The organism is Conexibacter sp. W3-3-2, from assembly GCF_009707605.1.
GTDB classification, from domain to species: Bacteria; Actinomycetota; Thermoleophilia; order Solirubrobacterales; family Solirubrobacteraceae; genus Paraconexibacter; species Paraconexibacter algicola.
In genome coordinates this window covers 3,248,898-3,265,359 of the sequence record NZ_WLYW01000001.1, presented here as the reverse complement: position 1 = coordinate 3,265,359, position 16,462 = coordinate 3,248,898, and the positions used below count along the sequence as shown (strand labels likewise).

Sequence of the window (16,462 nt, the reverse complement as noted above, 5' to 3'; positions counted from 1 at the left end):
CACGGTGCCCGGCCCCGCCGGTCCGGGGGCTCGCAGAGCGATACGACCGAGCGGCCCGGAGGGCTCAGGCGGTGCGGGCCAGCCAGCCGGCGGGATCGCCGAGCTCGGCCAGCGACGGCGCCAGATCCGGCCCGGCGAAGGCCCGGTGCAGGGCGTCCGGGCCCCCGGCCACGACGACCGCGTCGCAGAACGCCTTGCCGTCCCCGTACTGGCGCAGCTTCGCGTCGAGCCCGAGGATCCGGCCGAGGAACGCCTGCACCATCGAGCTGCGCAGCGCGCGCCGCTCGTCCATCGCGCCACGGAGCTTCGCGAGGTCCCCCACGAGCTCCCCGCCGACGGCGTCCATCACGTGCTCGGCGTGGCCCTCGACGAGGCTCATCAGCGCCTGCACCGCCTCGAGCCGCTCGCGACCCTCCTCACCCGCGACCGCGGACAGGAGGTCGCCGCTGCGGACGAACGCGATCAGCGAGGCGAGGTCGGCCGGGCGCGGCATGCGCAGCAGCGCCTTGACGTCCAGGCGCACCTCCAGCGACCCCATCAGCTCGCGCACGAGCCGCTCGATCTCCGGCTTCAGCCACGGCACCGCCGTGAACTGGACGGCGTGCGTCAGCTCGTGCACGGTGACCCAGCGCACGAAGTCCGCCGGATCGACCTCCATGGCCTCGGCGCCGATCGTCAGGTTCGGGGCGACGAGCACCATCCGCATCGCGGGGTCGTCGTCGCGCAGCAGGCCCGGCTCCACCTGGCCCATCACGCGGTGCGCCAGCAGCCCGGTCATGGCCCCGACCTCCGCACCGGCGACCGCGCCCGCCACCCCGCCGGCGAGCCCGCCGAGCGGCCCGAGCGAGTCGCCCGAGCGGCGCAGGGTCGCGTCCATCGCGGGGGCGAGCGCGTCGACGTTCAGATCGATCCACTCGCCGCGACCGATCCACTCCGGGGTCGGCAGCTCGCGCTGGGGCTCCAGGCCCGTGTAGGCGCTGATGCGCTCCGCGGCCCGGTCGCAGACGCCGATCAGGTCGACGGGCGGCGGGGCGTCGGGCGGGCCCGCCTCCCCCGCACATGACCCGGCCGACGGCCGCCGCGACCCCGCGATCGAGGGCCATCGGGTCAGTCGCCGTCCGTCGCCGGCAGCGCGGCGAGCCGTCGCAGCGACGCCGCGCTCCGCGCGGCGATCACCGGGGCGATCGGGGTGAGGTCGGCGACCGGTGCCCCGAGCGGGTCGTCGAAGCCCGGGAACGCGACGAGGCCGCCGCTCTCGCGGACGATCAGCTGGGCCGCGGCGGCGTCCATCGCGCGCGAGCGCCACAGCGTCGCCATGCCGTCGACCCGCGTCAGCGCCACCTGGCACATGGAGATCGCGATCGAGCCCATGGCCCGGATACGGTGGACGTGCTCCAGCAGCGCATCGGAGGACTGGCGCAGCCACCACGGATGCGCCGACTCGACCGCCACGAGCTCGAGCCGGCCGTCCTCGGTCAGCCGCTCCGGCGGGGCGGCGTCGATCCGCACCCCGTCGAGGTACGCGCCCTCGCCGCGGACCGCGTGCCACTCCTCGCGCGGGCCCAGGTCGTAGACGTAGCCGAAGACGACGTCGCCCATCGTGGGCCCGTCGGCGACCGCGATCGAGATCGAGTGGTGGGCCATGCCGCGCTTGGCGTTCATCGACCCGTCGATCGGGTCGACGACGACGAACGGCGGACCGCCTCCGGCGCCGAAGTCGACGGTGCCGCGCTCCTCGCTCACCGCGGTGAAGCGGGCGCCCGCCTCGTGCAGGCGCTCGAGCTCGGCGAAGACGCAGTCCTCGGCCGCGGCGTCGATGACGAGCGTGCGGTCCCCGCCCTCGCCGCGCTCACCGGTCTCGAGGACCCGCTCGCGGCTGGTCGGATGCTCCACCAGGACGGCCTGCAGTCCCTCGCGCGCCCGCCGGCACGCGCCGAGCCAGTCGTGCTCGAGAACTGGCGAGGTCGGAGCGGGCATTCGCTCCTATCCTAGTCAGGTGGACCTCCGCTCCCTCTCGACCGTGGCCGGGCCCGACGGGCTCACGCCCGCGCAGCGCCGCGCGGTCACGTTCCGGGAGCCACGGCCGCTGCGGATCGTCGGCGGGGCCGGGACCGGCAAGACCCGCACGCTCGTCGCGCGGTTCGCCGGGCTCGTCGCGGAGGGTGTCGCGCCCGAGCAGATCCTCGTGCTGACCCTCACGCCCGGCGGCGCGGACGAGCTGCGGCTGCAGATCGAGCACGCGCTCGGCGACCGGCCGTTCGAGGAGCTCGCCGTCCACACCGTCCCCGACCTCGCGGCCCGGGTCCTGCACGAGGAGACGCTCGCCGCGGGCGTCGATCCCTTCGCGCTGCCCGCGACCCCGTCGGACCGGCTGGCGATGCTGCTCGAGCGCATGGACGAGCTGCCGCTGCGCCACCACGACCTCGGCGGCACCCCCGCCAACGTGCTCGCGCGGATCGTCGCCCGCATCGACGCCTGCAAGGACGAGCTGCGCAGCGCCGACGACGTCGCCGCGTGGGCCGCCGCCCTCCCCGACGAGGCCCCGCACGCCGACCGCGAGCGCGAGTTCGCCGCGCTCTACCGCGCCCACGACCGGATGCTCGCCGAGAGCGCCGCGCACCCGCTGGACGCCGGCGACCTCGTGCTGCGCGCCCACGCGCTGCTCGCCGCGCGCCCCGAGGTCCGGGAGCGGGTCGCCGCGCGGCGCCCGCACGTCCTCGTCGACGAGTTCCAGGACCTCCCGCCCGCCCAGGTCGCGCTCGTCGAGCTGCTCGGCGCCGCGCCCGCCGCGCTCGTCGTCGCCGGGGACGACGACCAGGCCGTCCGGCTCGGCGCGTCCGGCGCCGGGCGCACGCTCGCGTCGCTGTCGCCGCGCCACCACGACCTCGAGACGATCGTGCTGGACCGCGTCTTCCGCGGCCGCGACCGGATCCTGCGCGCGGCCGCGGCGGTCGTCGAGCCGATCCCCGGGCGCGTGTCCAAGCCGCTGGTCGGGGCGGAGGGCGGCAGCGTGCGGTTCTGGCGCTGCGCCAACGAGCGCGCGCAGGCGCAGGGCGTCGCCGCCGAGGTCGAGCGGCTGATCCGCGCCGGGACGCCGCCCGAGCGCATCGCGGTGATCGTCCGCAGCGTGCGCCGCGAGGGGCAGGCGGTCGCGGTCGCGATGGACGAGCGCGCCGTGCCGTACCGGCTGGTCGGGGCGGCCGCGTTCTTCCAGCGCGCCGAGGTGCGGGACGTGCTCGCCTGGCTGCGGCTGCTGGCCGATCCCTCCGACGCGGGCGCCGTGGTCCGGGCGTTGGCGCGGCCGCCGGTCGAGCTGCGCGCGATCGACCTCGCGCGGTGCGTGCAGATCGCCCGGCGGCGCAAGGTCGACATGGTCGGGGCGCTGCACGCCGCGACCGAGTCGCCGCAGATCCCGCCGGAGGCGCGCGACCGCATCCAGGGGTTCCTGCGGCTGTACCGCAGCGCGTCCGGGGCGATCGACACGTCCCGGCCGGACCTGTTCGTCCACCGGCTGATCGACCACCTGGGGCTGCGCCGGCAGCAGCTCTTCGCCGCCCAGGCCGACGTCGTCGAGCGGCTCGTGCAGCTCGCCCGGCTCGGGGAGATGGCCGCCGCGTACACGCGCCGGGCGCCGCAGGCGTCGGCGCGCGACTTCGCCCGCTACCTGTCCGCGGTCGCCGACGCGGGCGCCCCGGGCCTGTTCGACGACGAGGACCGGGCCGCGGCCGCCGAGCACACCGCGGGCGGCGCGGGCCGCGCCGGCGTCGCCGTGCTGGCGATGCACGCCGCGAAGGGCCTGGAGGTCGACCGCGTCTTCGTGCTCGGCCTGCAGTCCTCGCGGATGCCCGGGGCGCGGCGCACGGTCGTCGATCCCCCACCGGGGGCGCCCGAGGCGGTCGACTCGCCGGCCGAGCACGCGGCCGCGATGCGGCGCCTGCTGCACGTGGCGATGACCCGGGCGCGGGAGGGGCTCGTGCTCGCCTACGCCGCCTCCTCGGACCGCGGCGCGCGGCAGCCGCCGTCCCCGTTCGCGGAGGAGGCGCGCGCCGCGCTGGGCACCGGCTGGGAGGACCGCGAGGAGGAGCTCTTCGGCCCGGACGAGGCGCTGCACGCCACCTTCCAGCAGCTGCGCGACGAGCTGCTGGCGGGCGTGCCGAAGATCGGCGGCATGCTCGGCGAGATGCGCCTGGACACCGACCTCGACGTGGCGCACGGCGCGGTCCGCTACCTCGAGCTGGTGAAGCTCGCGGCGCTGATGGACCGCCCGCCGGGCGTGTCGATCGCCGACGCGCTCCCGGACGTGAACGCGCGCGTGCTGCAGGCCGCGACCGCCCAGCAGCGCGAGGTCTTCCTGTCCTCGACGCTCGACGACGTGATCGTCGGCGCCGAGCAGGACGCGCGCGCCCGGGCCGCGGCGGTCGCCGCCCGGGAGGAGCCGTCGCTCGCGCCGTTCCTGCCCACGCGCGGTGAGGGGCTCGTGCTCAGCGCGTCGGACATCGAGACGTACCGCTCGTGCCCGCTGAAGTACAAGTTCGCGCGCGTCTTCCGCATCCCGCAGGAGCCGACGATGAACCAGCGCTTCGGCATCCTCGTCCACCAGGCCCTCGAGCGCTTCCACCAGGACGAGGGCCCGCTGGCGGGCACGCTCGACGGCCTGCTCGACCTGTTCGAGACCGGCTGGCGTCGCGGCGGCTTCGGCGACACCGACCAGGAGCGGCAGCTGCGCGCCAAGGCGGTCGACAGCCTGCACCGGTACGTCGAGCGGTTCCGCGCGGAGGCGACGGAGCCGGTGTGGTTCGAGCGCGGGTTCCAGTTCCGGATGGGCCCGCACGTGCTGCGCGGCCGTGTCGACCGGGTGGACCGCAAGCCGGACGGCACGCACGAGCTGATCGACTACAAGACCGGCCGCCCCCGCACCCTGGCGCAGCTGCGCGAGGACGTGCAGCTCGCCCTGTACGCCGTCGGCGCGCGCGAGGCGTGGGAGCTCGAGTCCTCCTCGCAGGCCTACCACTACGTCCTGGACGACGAGAAGATCGAGGTGCCGCAGGAGGCCCTCGATCCCGACTGGATCCGCCAGACGGTCTTCGAGGTCGCCGACGAGATCCTCGGCCAGAACTTCGAGCCGACCCCCAGCTACGCAGCCTGCTCGATGTGCGACTTCCGCATCGCCTGCCCCGCCGCGGAGCGCTGACCCCGCCCCGCCCCGCCCCGGGGGCGGCGGGGGCGGCCGGGGCGCCCGCGGGTGCGGCGGGGGCCCGGGGGCGGGCTACTGGGCGTCCGGGCCGCGCTGGCGCAGGAAGCGCTGGAACTCGCGGGCGAGGACGTCGCCGGACGGGACCGTCGGGTCGACCTCCTGCGCCTCCTCCTGGGCGGCCTGCTCCAGGCGCTCGACGAAGGCCTGCACCTCGGGATCGCTCTGGACCGCCAGCGAGACCTGGCGCTCGTAGTCGGCGCTGGCCTCCTCGAGCTCGGACGCGTCGACGGACACGCCGACGAGGCCCTCGAGCTTGCGGGTCAACGCCAGTGCCGCCTTCGGGTTCGGGGCGGCCGCGACGTAGTGGGGCACGCTCGCCCACAGCGACGCCGACGGGATCCCGGCCGCCGCGCACGCGTCGTGCAGCACCGCGGTGATCCCGGTCGGTCCCTCGTAGGACGCGCCGCGCAGGTCGAGCCGGTCGATCAGCGCGTCGTCGGAGGCCAGGCCGGTGATCGACACCGGCGCGCTGTGCGGCACGTCGGCCAGCAGCGACCCGAGCGTCACGACGAGCTGCACGCCGATCGCCTCGGCCAGGTCGACGATCTGCTGGCAGTAGGCGCGCCAGCGCATCGACGGCTCCGGGCCCTGCAGCAGGATGAGGTCGCGGGGCGCGCGGGGCACGCGGGCGGCGTAGAACTCGGTCTCCGGCCAGCTGATCTCGCGCGTGCGGCCGTCCAGGATCCGGACCTTCGGTCGCGTCGCCTGGAAGTCGAAGAACTCCTCGGGGTCGATCGTCGCGAAGCGCGTCGCCTGCAGCGAGGAGCCGACGAACTGCAGCGCCGCGGACGCGGAGTCACCCGCGTCGTTCCAGCCCGTGAAGGCGCACACCAGCGCAGGGGCGCGGAGACCGTCGGGACGCTGTTCCCAGTGCAAGGACTGCATCCGATCCACCGTACATGATGGGTTCGTGGCCGAACCGCAGACGCCGGCGCCCCCGGTGCAGACCGTCGCGACCCTCCGTCCCGGGGACGCGATCGACCTCGTGCTCGCCTGCGCGCGCAAGGACCGGCTGCTCGCGAAGTCCGGGACCCCGTACCTGGCGCTCGAGCTGCGCGACCGCAGCGGCTCGATCCCCGGGCGCGTGTTCCGCGACGCGGACCGCCTCGCCGCCGGGTTCGACCGCGGCGACCTCGTGCGCGTCACGGGCCGCGTCGAGCGGTTCCGCGACGAGCTGCAGCTCGACGTGCACCGGATCACGCGGGCCGCCGCCGACGCCGCGGACCCCGCGAGCTTCCTGCCGGTCGCCTACCGCGACCTCGACGAGCTCGACGGCTTCCTCGAGCACCTCGCCGGCGAGGTCCACGACACGGGCTACCGCGCGCTGCTGCGGCAGCTGCTGGGCGACGCGGAGCTGCGCGCGCAGTGGCGGCGCGCGCCCTGCACCCGCGGCGGTCACCACGCCTACCTCGGCGGCCTGCTCGAGCACACGGTCGCGGTCGGCACCCTGGCGCTCGAGACCTGCCAGCTGCACGTGCGGCTGAACAGCGACCTGCTGCTCTGCGCCGCGCTCGTCCACGACCTCGGCAAGACCCGCGAGTTCACCTACGGCGCGGACATCGGGCTGAGCGACGCGGGCCGCCTGCTCGGCCACGTCGAGCTCGGGCTGCGCCTGCTGGAGCCGCGGATGGCACAGGTCGGGCTCGACGAGGGACGGCGGCTCGCGCTCGCCCACTGCGTGCTCACCCACCACGGCCCCGACGCCGCCCCGGGCCGCCGGTTCGCCTCGGCGGAGGCGCTCGCGCTGCACCGCATCAACGCGCTCGACGCGACCGTCAAGGGCGCGCTGGAGCACGGGCTCGGCCCCTGACCCACTACGGTAGGTCGGGCATGCAGCTCGCCGTCTCCGCCGTCGGACGTGACCGTCCCGGCATCGTCGCCGCCGTCACCGGCGTGCTCGTCGCCCACGGGGCCGACATCGCCGACGCCCAGATGGGCGTGCTCTCCGGGCGCTTCACGATGATGCTCATCGTCGACGCCTCCGACGACCTCGACGAGGGCGTCTTCCTCGGCGACCTGCTGGAGATCGGCCGCGATCTCGGCATGGACGTGGTGAGCGCGAACCGCATCGACCCGCTGCACCGCGTCGGGACCCCCGACCCGACGCACGTCGTGACGGTCAGCGGCACCGACCACCCGGGGATCGTGCACGCGGTCGCGCACCAGCTCGCCCGGCACGGCGCGGGGATCACCGACCTCCAGACCCGACGGATCGGGGACGAGGACGAGGAGCCCCTGCACGCGATGATGCTCGAGGTCGTGCTGCCGCCCGACGTGCAGCCGCGCACCCTCGACGCCGCCCTGCAGGCGATCGCCGGGGAGCGCGAGCTCGACATCGAGCTGCGCCCGGCCCCGGAGGACTGAGCGGCTACGCGCCCGCGGCGGTCCAGGGGGCGAGCGCGGCGCGCACGTCGTCCGGGATCGCGGTCTTCGTCATCGTCGCGGCGTCCACGAACACGTGGCGGATCGAGCCGGCGACGAGCACCTCGCCGTCGCGGACGACGTCGATCGCGCAGGTCATCGCGGTCGTCCCCAGCCGCTCGACGGTGAGCGACAGGTCGAGCAGGTCGTCGAACCGCGCCGAGCCGAGGAACCGCGCCCCGACCTCGCCGACGACCATGTCCAGGCCGCGGTCGGTGAGCGCGTCGTAGCTGCCGAACGCGGCGCGCCACAGCTCCGTGAGCACGACGTCGAAGTACGCGACGTAGTTCGCGTTGAAGACGATGCCCTGCGGGTCGCATTCGCCGTAGCGCACGCGCAGCGGCGTCACGAACGCGGCCACGCGATCCCTACCGCTGCTGCGCGGGGACGCAGAGCACCGCGTGGTGCACGGTGACGAGCCGCTCCCCGACCGCGGGCACGAGCCCGAGGCCGGCGCGCATCGCCCACTTCGCGGTGCCCGCCGCGCGCTGCACGGGCGTCGTCGCGAAGTACGTGTGCACCGCGAGCGGCAGCGGGTCGCTGAGCCGGGCGACGACGCGCAGGCCGGCCTCGGCGACGAACGCGTCGACCTGCGCGCGGTCGAAGCGGTGCAGGTGCCCGATCTCCTCGGCGTGCGCCCGCTTCACCGGCCGCCCGGCGGACACGTTGTTCTCCAGCGGCACCTCGACGACGACCGCGCGGCACACGCGCGCCGTCTCGCGCAGCGTCGCCGCCGGGTGCGGGACGTGCTCGATCACGTGCGAGAGGATCCCGAGGTCGAACGCGCCGTCCTGCGCCGGGAGACGGCGGCCGTCGTAGCCGTGCACCGCCGCGACCCCGGGCTGGTTGCGCGCGATCTCGACCGCGGTCGACGACAGCTCGAAGCCGACGTGCGTGGTCCCGAAGCGGCGGCGGGCCAGCTCGGCGAGCATCGCGCCGTCGCCGCAGCCGACGTCCGCGACCGTCGCGGGCGTCACCTTCGCGCGCCGGCAGAGCGTCATGACGTGGTCCGCCTTGGGCCCCGCGCTCAGGGCGCGCCAGCGCCGCGCGCGCTCCGCGTCCTGCGGGGTGGCCGCGGCCACGTAGCAGTCCTCGTAGAACTGCTCGAGGTCCTCGATCTGCGCCATCTGTCCCGGCACGGTACCGACCGGCTCAGGTCGACGGGTCCGGGGCCCGACGCACGAGCTGCGAGGCGACGAACAGCAGCAGCAGTCCGAAGCCGATCTCCACGGCCCGCTCCGGGAGCGCGTTGACGAGCACGACCCCCAGGATCGAGCCCGGGATCGCGAGACCGCCGACGAGCAGCCCGTCGCGCAGCCGTAGGTTGCCGTAGCGGTGCTGGCGCCACGCGCCGACGACCGCGACCGGGACGATCGCCAGCAGCGACGTGGCCTCCGCCTCGACGTGCGTGAGGTCGAGGAACAGCACCAGGCCGGGGACGAACAGGGCGCCGCCGCCGATGCCGAGCATGCCGGCCATCGCCCCGGCGCAGAAGCCGACGAGGATCGCGGCGACGGTCACGGGACGAGGAAGTCGATCGCGACGACGGTGATCAGCGCGGCGAACAGCAGGCTGACCGCGCGCGGCGGGACGCGCTGCTGCAGCCAGGTGCCGGCGAGCACGCCGGCCACCGCGGGGACGCCGACGAGCAGTCCCTCCTGCACGTGGACGTTGCCGTACCCGCCCTGGGTGGCGGCCGCGACGGCGGCGATCAGGACGATGGCGGCGAGCGACGTGCCGGTCGCCTCGCGCTCGCCGAACCCGAGCCAGAGGATCAGCAGCGGGACGATCACGGTGCCCCCACCGACGCCGAACAGCCCGCTGAACAGCCCCGCGGCGGTGCCGATGACCGCGAGGGTGAGCGTTCGGCGGCGATCCACGATCGCCATACTAGGACGGTGCCCGCGGATCACGTCCTCGCCGACGATGCCGCCCTCCGGGCCGCTCTGGCCCCGTTCGTCGACGACCCCCGGCGTGCCGGGGTGCTGCTCGACGTCGACGGCACGCTCGCCCCGATCGTCCGCCACGCCGACGACGCGCACGTCCCGGAGCCGACGCGGCTGCCGCTGATCGCGATCGCCCGGCGCTTCGGGCTCGTGGCCTGCATCAGCGGCCGCCGGGCGAGCGTCGCGCGGCGGATCGTGTCGCTCGGGTCGATCACCTACGTCGGCAACCACGGCGGCGAGGTGCTGCGCGGCGGGGCCACGTCGGTCGACGTCGAGCCCGAGATCGCCGAGTGGACGGGCCGCGTGCGCGCGTTCGCCAAGGACGTGTGGAGCGACGAGCTGCTGCGGCTGCGCATCCGCGAGGAGGACAAGGACACGATCGTCGCCTACCACTGGCGCGGCGTGCCCGACGAGGCGGCGGCGCAGAAGGCGATGGAGGGCGTCGACGACCGCGCCCGCGCCGCGGGCCTCGCGACCCACTGGGGTCGCAAGGTGCTCGAGGTCCGCGCGCCGGTCGAGGCGACGAAGGGCACCGGCATCCGCAAGCTGCTCGAGGCGCACGACGTCGACGTCGCGCTGTTCGCGGGCGACGACCGCACCGACGTCGACGCGTTCGACACGCTGCGCGAGCTCGTCGCCGAAGGCGCGCTGCGCGCCGCGCTGTGCGTCGGGGTCACCTCCGACGAGACCCCCGACGAGCTGACCGACGGCGCCGACCTGCTCGTCGACGGGCCGGCCGGGGTGCGCACGGTGCTCGAGGTCCTCGCCGACGCGACCGCGGCCTGAGCGCGAGCGATGCGGTTCACGGACCTCCTGCGCACGACGGTCCTGCTGAGCGCCGCGGCGGCGACCGCGCTGGCGCTCGTGACGCTCGGCGCGGCGACGAGCGAGCAGGACGAGAACATCGTCTGGGTGTCGGCCGGCTGGTGGATCCTGGCGTCGCTGATCGGCGCCTGGCTCGGCCGCCACGAGGACGCGTCACCGGCGATCGGCCGGCTGCTCGCCGACAGCAAGGCGGCGACGATGATGCCCGAGCAGCGCCCGGGCGCGATCGTCGTCAACCGGCTGTGGCCGCTGATCTTCAGCACCGTGGCCGCGGGCGGCATGGCGGTCCCTCGCCCCGCAGGTGCCGGCGGTGGCCGCGGGCTTCACGCTGATCTGGGCGCTGTCGTGGCGCCGGCAGCACCTCGCGGTCCGGGCGATCGAGGAGCGCGACGGGGTGACGTTCCACGTCGACCCGACGTCGCCGCTGCGCGCGATCCGGCTCGTGCGCACGCCGGGCTTCCGGCGCGAGCGCCGGATCAGCTGACGAGCGACACGAGCCCGACGAGCCCCGGGGCGATCACGAGGGCCGGGAGGAAGTTCCCGACCTTGACGTCCTTGAGCGCCAGCAGCTTCAGCGAGATGCCGATGATGAGGACGCCGCCGGCGCTCGTGAGCGCGGCGAGCGCCTCGCTGCCCTCGGCGAGCACGTTCTCGAACACGCCGGCCCCGAGCGAGATCGACCCCTGGTAGAGGAGCACGGCGAGCGCGCTGAACGCGACACCGGGCCCGAGCGACGCGGTCAGCGCGATCGACGCGAACCCGTCGAGCAGCGCCTTCGTGGCCAGCGCGTCGTAGTCCCCGGTCAGCCCGTCCTGGATCGAGCCGACGACCGCCAGCGGCCCGACGCAGAACAGCAACGAGGCGGTGAAGAACGCCTCGCTCACGGTCGAGCCGGTCGCGTCGCCGCGGCTCGTGCGGGCCTGGATGCGGTCCCCGAGCCGTTGGAGGCGGTCCTCGATGCCCAGGGCCTCCCCGACCAGGCCGCCGAGGAGCACGCCGCCGAGCACGTAGAGCGGGCTCGTGTCCTGCCAGGCGAGCGCGAGGTCGACCCCGAGGACGAGCGTCACGAGGCCGAGCCCGGCGAGCACCCGGTCCTGCAGGGACGGCGTCAGCCGCGCCCCGACGAGCCAGCCGACGAGCGTGCCCGCGAGGACGGTGCCGACGTTGATGAGCGTGCCGGTCATGCACGGCGGAGCGTCGCAGAGCGGCGCCGCGTGCGAGGCTTCGGGTCCGTGGCGACCCCCTGCGACATCCTGCTCGTGGCCCTCGGCTCGACCGGTGGCCTCGCCGCCGCGGAGGACGAGCTGCTCGGCGGCCTGCGCCGGGCGGGCGCGGACGTCTGGGTGGTGCGCAGCTCCCCGCCGCGCGACGTGCGGACGCTCGCGCTGACCGACCTGCAGTGGGCGCGGGCGGCGCGGCGCGCCGCGCAGGCCGGGCTGCTCGGCCATCCACCGCGGCACGCGGTCGTGTTCTCCACGGTGACCAGCGCGCTGCTGTGGCCCGACGTGCCGGCGGGCGTGCGGCGCGCGATCCGCTACGACGCGCCCGCCGCGGCGAACCGGCCGGGCCGCCACGGCGTGTGGCAGCGGGGCGCGGAGCGCCGTCGCCTGCAGGAGGCGGACCTGCTGCTGCCGCAGTCCCCGGGCACGCTGGAGGAGTCCCCGGTGACGACCGTGCCCGCGATCGTGCTGCCGATCCCGGTCGAGCCGTCGGCGCCGGACCTGGATGGTCCACGCGATCTCGCCGCGGTCACCTACGCGACGAACTGGCGCAAGAAGGGCCTGGACCGGGTGCTGGCCGCGTGGGCGTATGCGCGGCGCGACGGCGAGACGCTCGCGGTGGCCGGCGCGAGCCCGGCGCAGGTGCTGGACGCGGCGCGAGAGGGCGGCATGACCGGGGTGCCCGCGGGGGTCGAGGTCCACCCGACGCTCGCGCCGGCGGAGTACCGGGCGCTGCTGCGGCGGGCCCGCGCCTACGTGACCGCGCCGCGCCGCGAGGACTACGGGCTCGCGCAGCTCGAGGCGCTCGCCGACGGCTGCGCGCTGGTGAGCACCGACGCGCCCGGGCCGTACGTGGCGGTCGAGCTGGCGCGCCGGGTCGACGCCCGCTGGATCGTCGCGGACGACCGCACCCCGCACGTGCTGGCCGCCGCGGTGCGCGCCGCGCTCGACGGCCGCCCCGCGGATCTCGTCGCGCGCACGCACGCGGTGCTCGCCCCCTACCGGCGCGCGGCGACCGACCGGGTGATCGCCGAGCAGGTCCTCCCCGCGCTGACCGCGCGCTGAGCGTCAGCGGCGACCGGCGCGCAGCGCGAGCAGCTCGTCGAGCGGCAGCGTGTTGGCGATCGCGTCCGGGGCGAGCCCGGCGCGACGCGCGGTCGCGACGCCCCAGCGCTTGTTCTCGAGCGTCGTGGTGCGGTGCGCGTCGCTGCTGATGATGAGCTTGACGCCCGCGTCGACGGCGGCGCGCGCGTGCACGTCGTGCAGGTCGCGGCGGCGCGGCGAGCCGTTGATCTCCAGGAACGTGCCGGTCCGCGCGGCGGCCTCGATGATCGCGTCCATGTCGAGGGCGTAGGCGGCGCGCTGCTCGATCAGCCGGCCGGTCGGGTGCCCGATCGCGTCGACGAGCGGGTGCTCGATCGCGCGCACGATCCGGTCGGTCATCTCCTGCGCGGTCATCGCGAACGACGTGTGCACGGACGCGACGACCCAGTCGAGCTGCGCGAGCAGGTCGTCCTCGTAGTCGAGCGTGCCGTCGGTGAGGATGTTGACCTCGCTGCCGGCCAGCAGCGTGATGCCGTCGAGCTCGTCGCTGACGCGCCGCACGGCCGCCATGTGCGCGACGAGCTCCTTCGGGGAGACGTCGTTGCCGAAGCCGTGGGAGGCGGAGTGGTCGGTGACCGCGAGGTACTCGTGGCCGAGCGCGAGGGCGGCCTGCGCCATCTCGCGGATCGTGCCGTGCCCGTCGCTGGCGGTGGTGTGGGAGTGCAGGTCGCCGCGGAGGTCCTCGACGGTGACGAGCGTCGGCGCCACGAAGTCCCGGGCGAGCTCGCCGCGGTTCTCGCGCAGCTCGGGCTCGATGTACGGGAGGCCGAGGAGCGCGTAGACCTCCGCCTCGGTCTCGCAGTGGTGCGTCTCGCCGGTCGCGTCGTCGGTGACGCCGTACTCGCTGACGTGCAGGCCGCGCTTCACGGCCGCCTCGCGGAGCGCGACGTTGTGCTGCTTGCTGCCGGTGAAGTGCTGCAGGAGGTTGCCGAACTGGGCGGGCGCGACGATCTTCAGGTCGATCGACAGGCCGCTGTGCGTGCGCCCGCGGGCGCCGGCGGCCCCGATCCCGCCGGCGGACTCGAGCAGGTCGAGCTCGGCGAACGCCTGCGCCAGGGCGGCCGGGTCGGACGCCGTGGCGATGATGTCGAGGTCCTTGACGCTGTCGACCCAGCGGCGGGCGGACCCGGCCAGCTCGACGCGCTCGGACGCGGGGTGCTCGCGCAGCGCGGCGAGCACGGGCTCGGCGATCGCGAGCGCGTCGTGGAGCGGCACGCGCCCGCGCGGCGCCTCCCCGGCGCCCGCGTCGAGCGCGGCGAGCACGGTCGCCTCGAACTTCGGCCCGAAGCCCTTCACCGCGCGCAGCGACTGGCTCTCGGCCGCCGTGCGGAGGGCGTCGAGCGAGTCGATCCCCAGCTCGTCGAAGAGCTTGCGGGCCCGCTTCGGGCCGAGCCCGGGCAGTCGCGTCATCTGCACGAGGCCGGCGGGGAACTTCGCGCGCAGCTTCACGGTCGCGGGGATCTCGCCGGTCTCGACGAGCGCGACGAGCTTCTCCTCGAGCGTCTTGCCGATCCCGGGGATCTCGGTGACGGTGCCCGCCCGGACGCGCGCGGCGATCGACGTGGTCGCGTCGCGGACCGCCTTCGCGGCGTTGCGGTACGCGGTGACGCGGTGGATGATCGCGCCGTCGAGCTCGTAGAGGTCCCCGAGCTCGTCGAGCAGGGCGGCGATCTCGGCGTTCGTCGGGTCGGGCATCTGACCGTCTAGCCTACGCCGCCGTTGCCCGTGCCGATCCCCGCACTGCCCTGGCTGGTCCTGCCGACGTTCAACGAGGCCGAGAACGTCGAGCGGATCGTCCTCGCCGCCCACGCGGTGCTGTCGGCGTGCGCCCCGGACGGCTTCCGGATCCTCGTGGTGGACGACTCCTCCCCCGACGGGACGGGCGCGATCGCCGACCGGCTCGCGGCCGCGCACGCGGAGGTCGAGGTGCTGCACCGCACGGAGCGCGACGGCCTCGGCCCCGCGTACCTGGCGGGGTTCGCGCACGCGCTGGAGCGCGGGGCCGCGTACGTCTTCGAGATGGACGCGGACTTCAGCCACGACCCCGCGGACCTCGCGCGACTGCTCGCCGCCGTCCGCGACGGGGCGGCCGACGTGGCGCTCGGCTCCCGCTACGTGCCGGGCGGCAGCGTCACCGACTGGGGCCTGGTGCGGAAGGTCGTGAGCCGTGGCGGGTCGTGGTACGCGCGGCGGGTGCTCGGCCTCGCGGTGCGCGACCTGACCGGCGGCTTCAAGTGCTTCCGCCGCGAGGTGCTGGAGGCGATCGACCTGCCGACCGTGCGCTCGCACGGGTACGCGTTCCAGGTCGAGCTGACCTACCGGGCGGTGCAGCAGGGCTTCACGGTCACGGAGGTGCCGATCGTGTTCCGCGACCGGGAGCTCGGCCAGTCGAAGATGTCGCCGACGATCGCGGTCGAGGCGATGTGGCTCGTGCCGCAGCTGCGCCGACGCGGCCGCTGACCGCTCAAGCCCGCGCGGCCGGGCGCCGATGCGGACCCCAGATGGCGCGCGCCGACGACTTCGTGCTGGTCCAGGGGATCCGCGACACCCGCGGGACGCTCGCGCGCTGGAACGCGGCGCCGTGGCCGGTGCTGCGCGGCTGGCTGCTCGGCTCGGCCCTGGTGACGGTGGCGCTGCTGGCCGCGGTGCTGGCGATCGCGCTGGTGTCGACGCCGGACGCGACGCCGCTGGCGTTCCCGGGGCTCAACGTGCCGGCGGGGATGGACGACGTCGTCCACGTGCTGCAGCGCAACGCGCTGGTGCTGGCCCTGCACGGCTTCGCGTGCGTGGCCGGGTTCATCGCGGGCAGCTCGATGCCGATGGAGGCGCAGCGCTACACGGGCGTGGTCCGCTGGATCCACGACAAGGCCGGCCCGCTGGCGATCCTGTTCGTGGCCGCCGCGACGGCGTTCTCGCTGATCACGCAGGCGCTGGTGCTGGGCTCGGGCGCGAGCACCCTTGCCGCGCAGGGCGGGATCAGCCCGGCGCTGCTGCTGCTCGGCCTGCTGCCGCACGCGCTGCCCGAGCTCGTGGCGCTGTTCCTGCCGCTGGCGGCGTGGATGATCGCGAGCCGCGCGAAGGACTGGCACGAGCTGCTGGCGGCGACGGTGGTGACGGTCGGCCTCGCGGTCCCGGTGCTGGTGGCGTCGGCGTTCGTGGAGGTGTACGTGAGCCCGCACGTGATCCTCTTCCTGCGCGGCTGAGCGACCGTCCCGCACAGGCGCGGGGCCGGCTCTGTCATGCTCGCGGGACCCCGCGTGCGCGAGGCGCTATACTTTCTGAAGTGCCCCGTCCGGGGGCCAGACGATTCCGCGAAGGAGCTGACCGTGGCACACCTCCCCGAGGTCACCGACAACAACTTCCAGGCCGAGGTCATCGAGGCGGACCTCCCGACCCTCGTCGACTTCTGGGCGCCCTGGTGCGGCCCGTGCCGCGCGGTCGCCCCTGTCCTCGAGGAGATCGACGCCGAGCGTGACGACGTCCGCGTCGTGAAGCTCAACATCGACGACAACCAGCAGACGGCCGCGCAGTTCGGCGTCATGTCGATCCCGACGATGATCCTCTTCAAGGCCGGCCAGCCGGTGAAGAAGATCGTCGGCGCCCAGCCGAAGAAGCGCATCGAGGCGGAGCTCGAGCCCGCGCTCGCGTAGCGCACCGGCCCGCCCGCAGGACCTTTCGAGGGCCCCGTCACG

The 16,462-nt window shown here is 75.1% G+C and carries 18 protein-coding genes; 9 read left to right on the top strand and 9 right to left on the bottom strand.

The window, feature by feature from the left end:
* Positions 1–64: 64 nt before the first annotated feature.
* Both GKE82_RS15870 and GKE82_RS15865 read right to left on the bottom strand, forming a co-directional pair.
* Positions 65–1,012 carry a zinc-dependent metalloprotease gene (locus GKE82_RS15870; protein ID WP_309233814.1) on the bottom strand — a complete coding sequence of 316 codons (948 nt, stop codon included), beginning with the start codon at positions 1,010–1,012 and terminating at the stop codon, positions 65–67.
* Positions 1,013–1,107: 95 nt separating this feature from the next.
* Positions 1,108–1,977 (bottom strand): inositol monophosphatase family protein, encoded by an 870-nt coding sequence (locus GKE82_RS15865; RefSeq protein WP_107569663.1) that lies wholly within the window; start codon positions 1,975–1,977, stop codon positions 1,108–1,110.
* A gap of 19 nt (positions 1,978–1,996) precedes the next feature.
* Between GKE82_RS15865 and GKE82_RS15860 the strand changes: the two genes are divergently transcribed.
* Positions 1,997–5,191: an ATP-dependent DNA helicase gene (locus GKE82_RS15860; protein WP_196189264.1), complete on the top strand. Its 3,195-nt coding sequence runs from the start codon at positions 1,997–1,999 to the stop codon at positions 5,189–5,191.
* 75 nt (positions 5,192–5,266) lie between these two features.
* On the opposite strand, the gene GKE82_RS15855 is transcribed toward GKE82_RS15860, so the two are convergent.
* Positions 5,267–6,139, bottom strand: coding sequence for a PAC2 family protein (locus tag GKE82_RS15855; protein ID WP_154733952.1), 873 nt, complete (start codon positions 6,137–6,139; stop codon positions 5,267–5,269).
* A gap of 25 nt (positions 6,140–6,164) precedes the next feature.
* Here GKE82_RS15855 and GKE82_RS15850 point away from each other — a divergent pair, with 25 nt between their 5' ends.
* Together GKE82_RS15850 and GKE82_RS15845 are read left to right on the top strand one after the other, a co-directional pair.
* Positions 6,165–7,064, top strand: a complete 900-nt coding sequence (locus tag GKE82_RS15850) for an OB-fold nucleic acid binding domain-containing protein (protein ID WP_309233635.1) — start codon at positions 6,165–6,167, stop codon at positions 7,062–7,064.
* A 20-nt stretch (positions 7,065–7,084) separates the two neighbouring features.
* Positions 7,085–7,618: a glycine cleavage system protein R gene (locus tag GKE82_RS15845; RefSeq protein ID WP_154733951.1), complete on the top strand. Its 534-nt coding sequence runs from the start codon at positions 7,085–7,087 to the stop codon at positions 7,616–7,618.
* A gap of 4 nt (positions 7,619–7,622) precedes the next feature.
* Here the strand turns inward: GKE82_RS15845 and GKE82_RS15840 are convergent, their stop codons facing one another.
* Genes GKE82_RS15840 through GKE82_RS28685 form a run of 4 tightly spaced genes read right to left on the bottom strand, consistent with a single transcriptional unit; the run spans position 7,623 to position 9,555 of the window.
* Entirely contained in the window at positions 7,623–8,036 is a 414-nt protein-coding gene (locus GKE82_RS15840) for a thioesterase family protein (RefSeq protein WP_107567963.1), read from the bottom strand.
* A gap of 7 nt (positions 8,037–8,043) precedes the next feature.
* Entirely contained in the window at positions 8,044–8,802 is a 759-nt protein-coding gene (locus tag GKE82_RS15835) for a bifunctional 2-polyprenyl-6-hydroxyphenol methylase/3-demethylubiquinol 3-O-methyltransferase UbiG (protein ID WP_154733950.1), read from the bottom strand.
* Between the two features lie 25 nt (positions 8,803–8,827).
* On the bottom strand, positions 8,828–9,196 hold the full coding sequence (locus GKE82_RS28690; RefSeq protein WP_309233634.1) for a sulfite exporter TauE/SafE family protein: 369 nt from the start codon (positions 9,194–9,196) through the stop codon (positions 8,828–8,830).
* Positions 9,193–9,555: a sulfite exporter TauE/SafE family protein gene (locus GKE82_RS28685; protein ID WP_233243756.1), complete on the bottom strand. Its 363-nt coding sequence runs from the start codon at positions 9,553–9,555 to the stop codon at positions 9,193–9,195. The genes GKE82_RS28690 and GKE82_RS28685 overlap by 4 nt, the downstream gene beginning before the upstream one ends.
* Positions 9,556–9,573: 18 nt before the next feature.
* Between GKE82_RS28685 and otsB the strand changes: the two genes are divergently transcribed.
* Both otsB and GKE82_RS15820 read left to right on the top strand, forming a co-directional pair.
* The gene (gene otsB, locus GKE82_RS15825) at positions 9,574–10,407 is read left to right on the top strand and encodes a trehalose-phosphatase (protein WP_309233632.1); all 834 of its coding nucleotides are present in this window, start codon (positions 9,574–9,576) and stop codon (positions 10,405–10,407) included.
* A 349-nt stretch (positions 10,408–10,756) separates the two neighbouring features.
* A complete protein-coding gene (locus tag GKE82_RS15820) occupies positions 10,757–10,930 on the top strand; it encodes a hypothetical protein (RefSeq protein WP_154733949.1) in 174 nt (57 codons plus the stop codon).
* On the opposite strand, the gene GKE82_RS15815 is transcribed toward GKE82_RS15820, so the two are convergent.
* Entirely contained in the window at positions 10,923–11,630 is a 708-nt protein-coding gene (locus GKE82_RS15815) for a DUF554 domain-containing protein (RefSeq protein WP_107567957.1), read from the bottom strand. The two genes, GKE82_RS15820 and GKE82_RS15815, sit on opposite strands and share 8 nt — an antisense overlap.
* A gap of 48 nt (positions 11,631–11,678) precedes the next feature.
* On the opposite strand from GKE82_RS15815, the gene GKE82_RS15810 reads away from it, so the two are divergent.
* The gene (locus tag GKE82_RS15810) at positions 11,679–12,731 is read left to right on the top strand and encodes a glycosyltransferase (protein WP_196189263.1); all 1,053 of its coding nucleotides are present in this window, start codon (positions 11,679–11,681) and stop codon (positions 12,729–12,731) included.
* A gap of 3 nt (positions 12,732–12,734) precedes the next feature.
* Here GKE82_RS15810 and polX read toward each other — a convergent pair whose 3' ends face one another.
* The gene (gene polX / locus GKE82_RS15805) at positions 12,735–14,465 is read right to left on the bottom strand and encodes a DNA polymerase/3'-5' exonuclease PolX (RefSeq protein ID WP_154733947.1); all 1,731 of its coding nucleotides are present in this window, start codon (positions 14,463–14,465) and stop codon (positions 12,735–12,737) included.
* A gap of 24 nt (positions 14,466–14,489) precedes the next feature.
* Between polX and GKE82_RS15800 the strand changes: the two genes are divergently transcribed.
* The 3 genes from GKE82_RS15800 to trxA all read left to right on the top strand — a co-directional run bounded on the left by GKE82_RS15800 (position 14,490) and on the right by trxA (position 16,420).
* The gene (locus tag GKE82_RS15800; RefSeq protein WP_154733946.1) at positions 14,490–15,230 is read left to right on the top strand and encodes a polyprenol monophosphomannose synthase; all 741 of its coding nucleotides are present in this window, start codon (positions 14,490–14,492) and stop codon (positions 15,228–15,230) included.
* A gap of 41 nt (positions 15,231–15,271) precedes the next feature.
* Positions 15,272–15,973 (top strand): stage II sporulation protein M, encoded by a 702-nt coding sequence (locus GKE82_RS15795; protein WP_154733945.1) that lies wholly within the window; start codon positions 15,272–15,274, stop codon positions 15,971–15,973.
* Between the two features lie 123 nt (positions 15,974–16,096).
* Positions 16,097–16,420: a thioredoxin gene (trxA, locus tag GKE82_RS15790; RefSeq protein WP_107569654.1), complete on the top strand. Its 324-nt coding sequence runs from the start codon at positions 16,097–16,099 to the stop codon at positions 16,418–16,420.
* Positions 16,421–16,462: the final 42 nt, after the last annotated feature.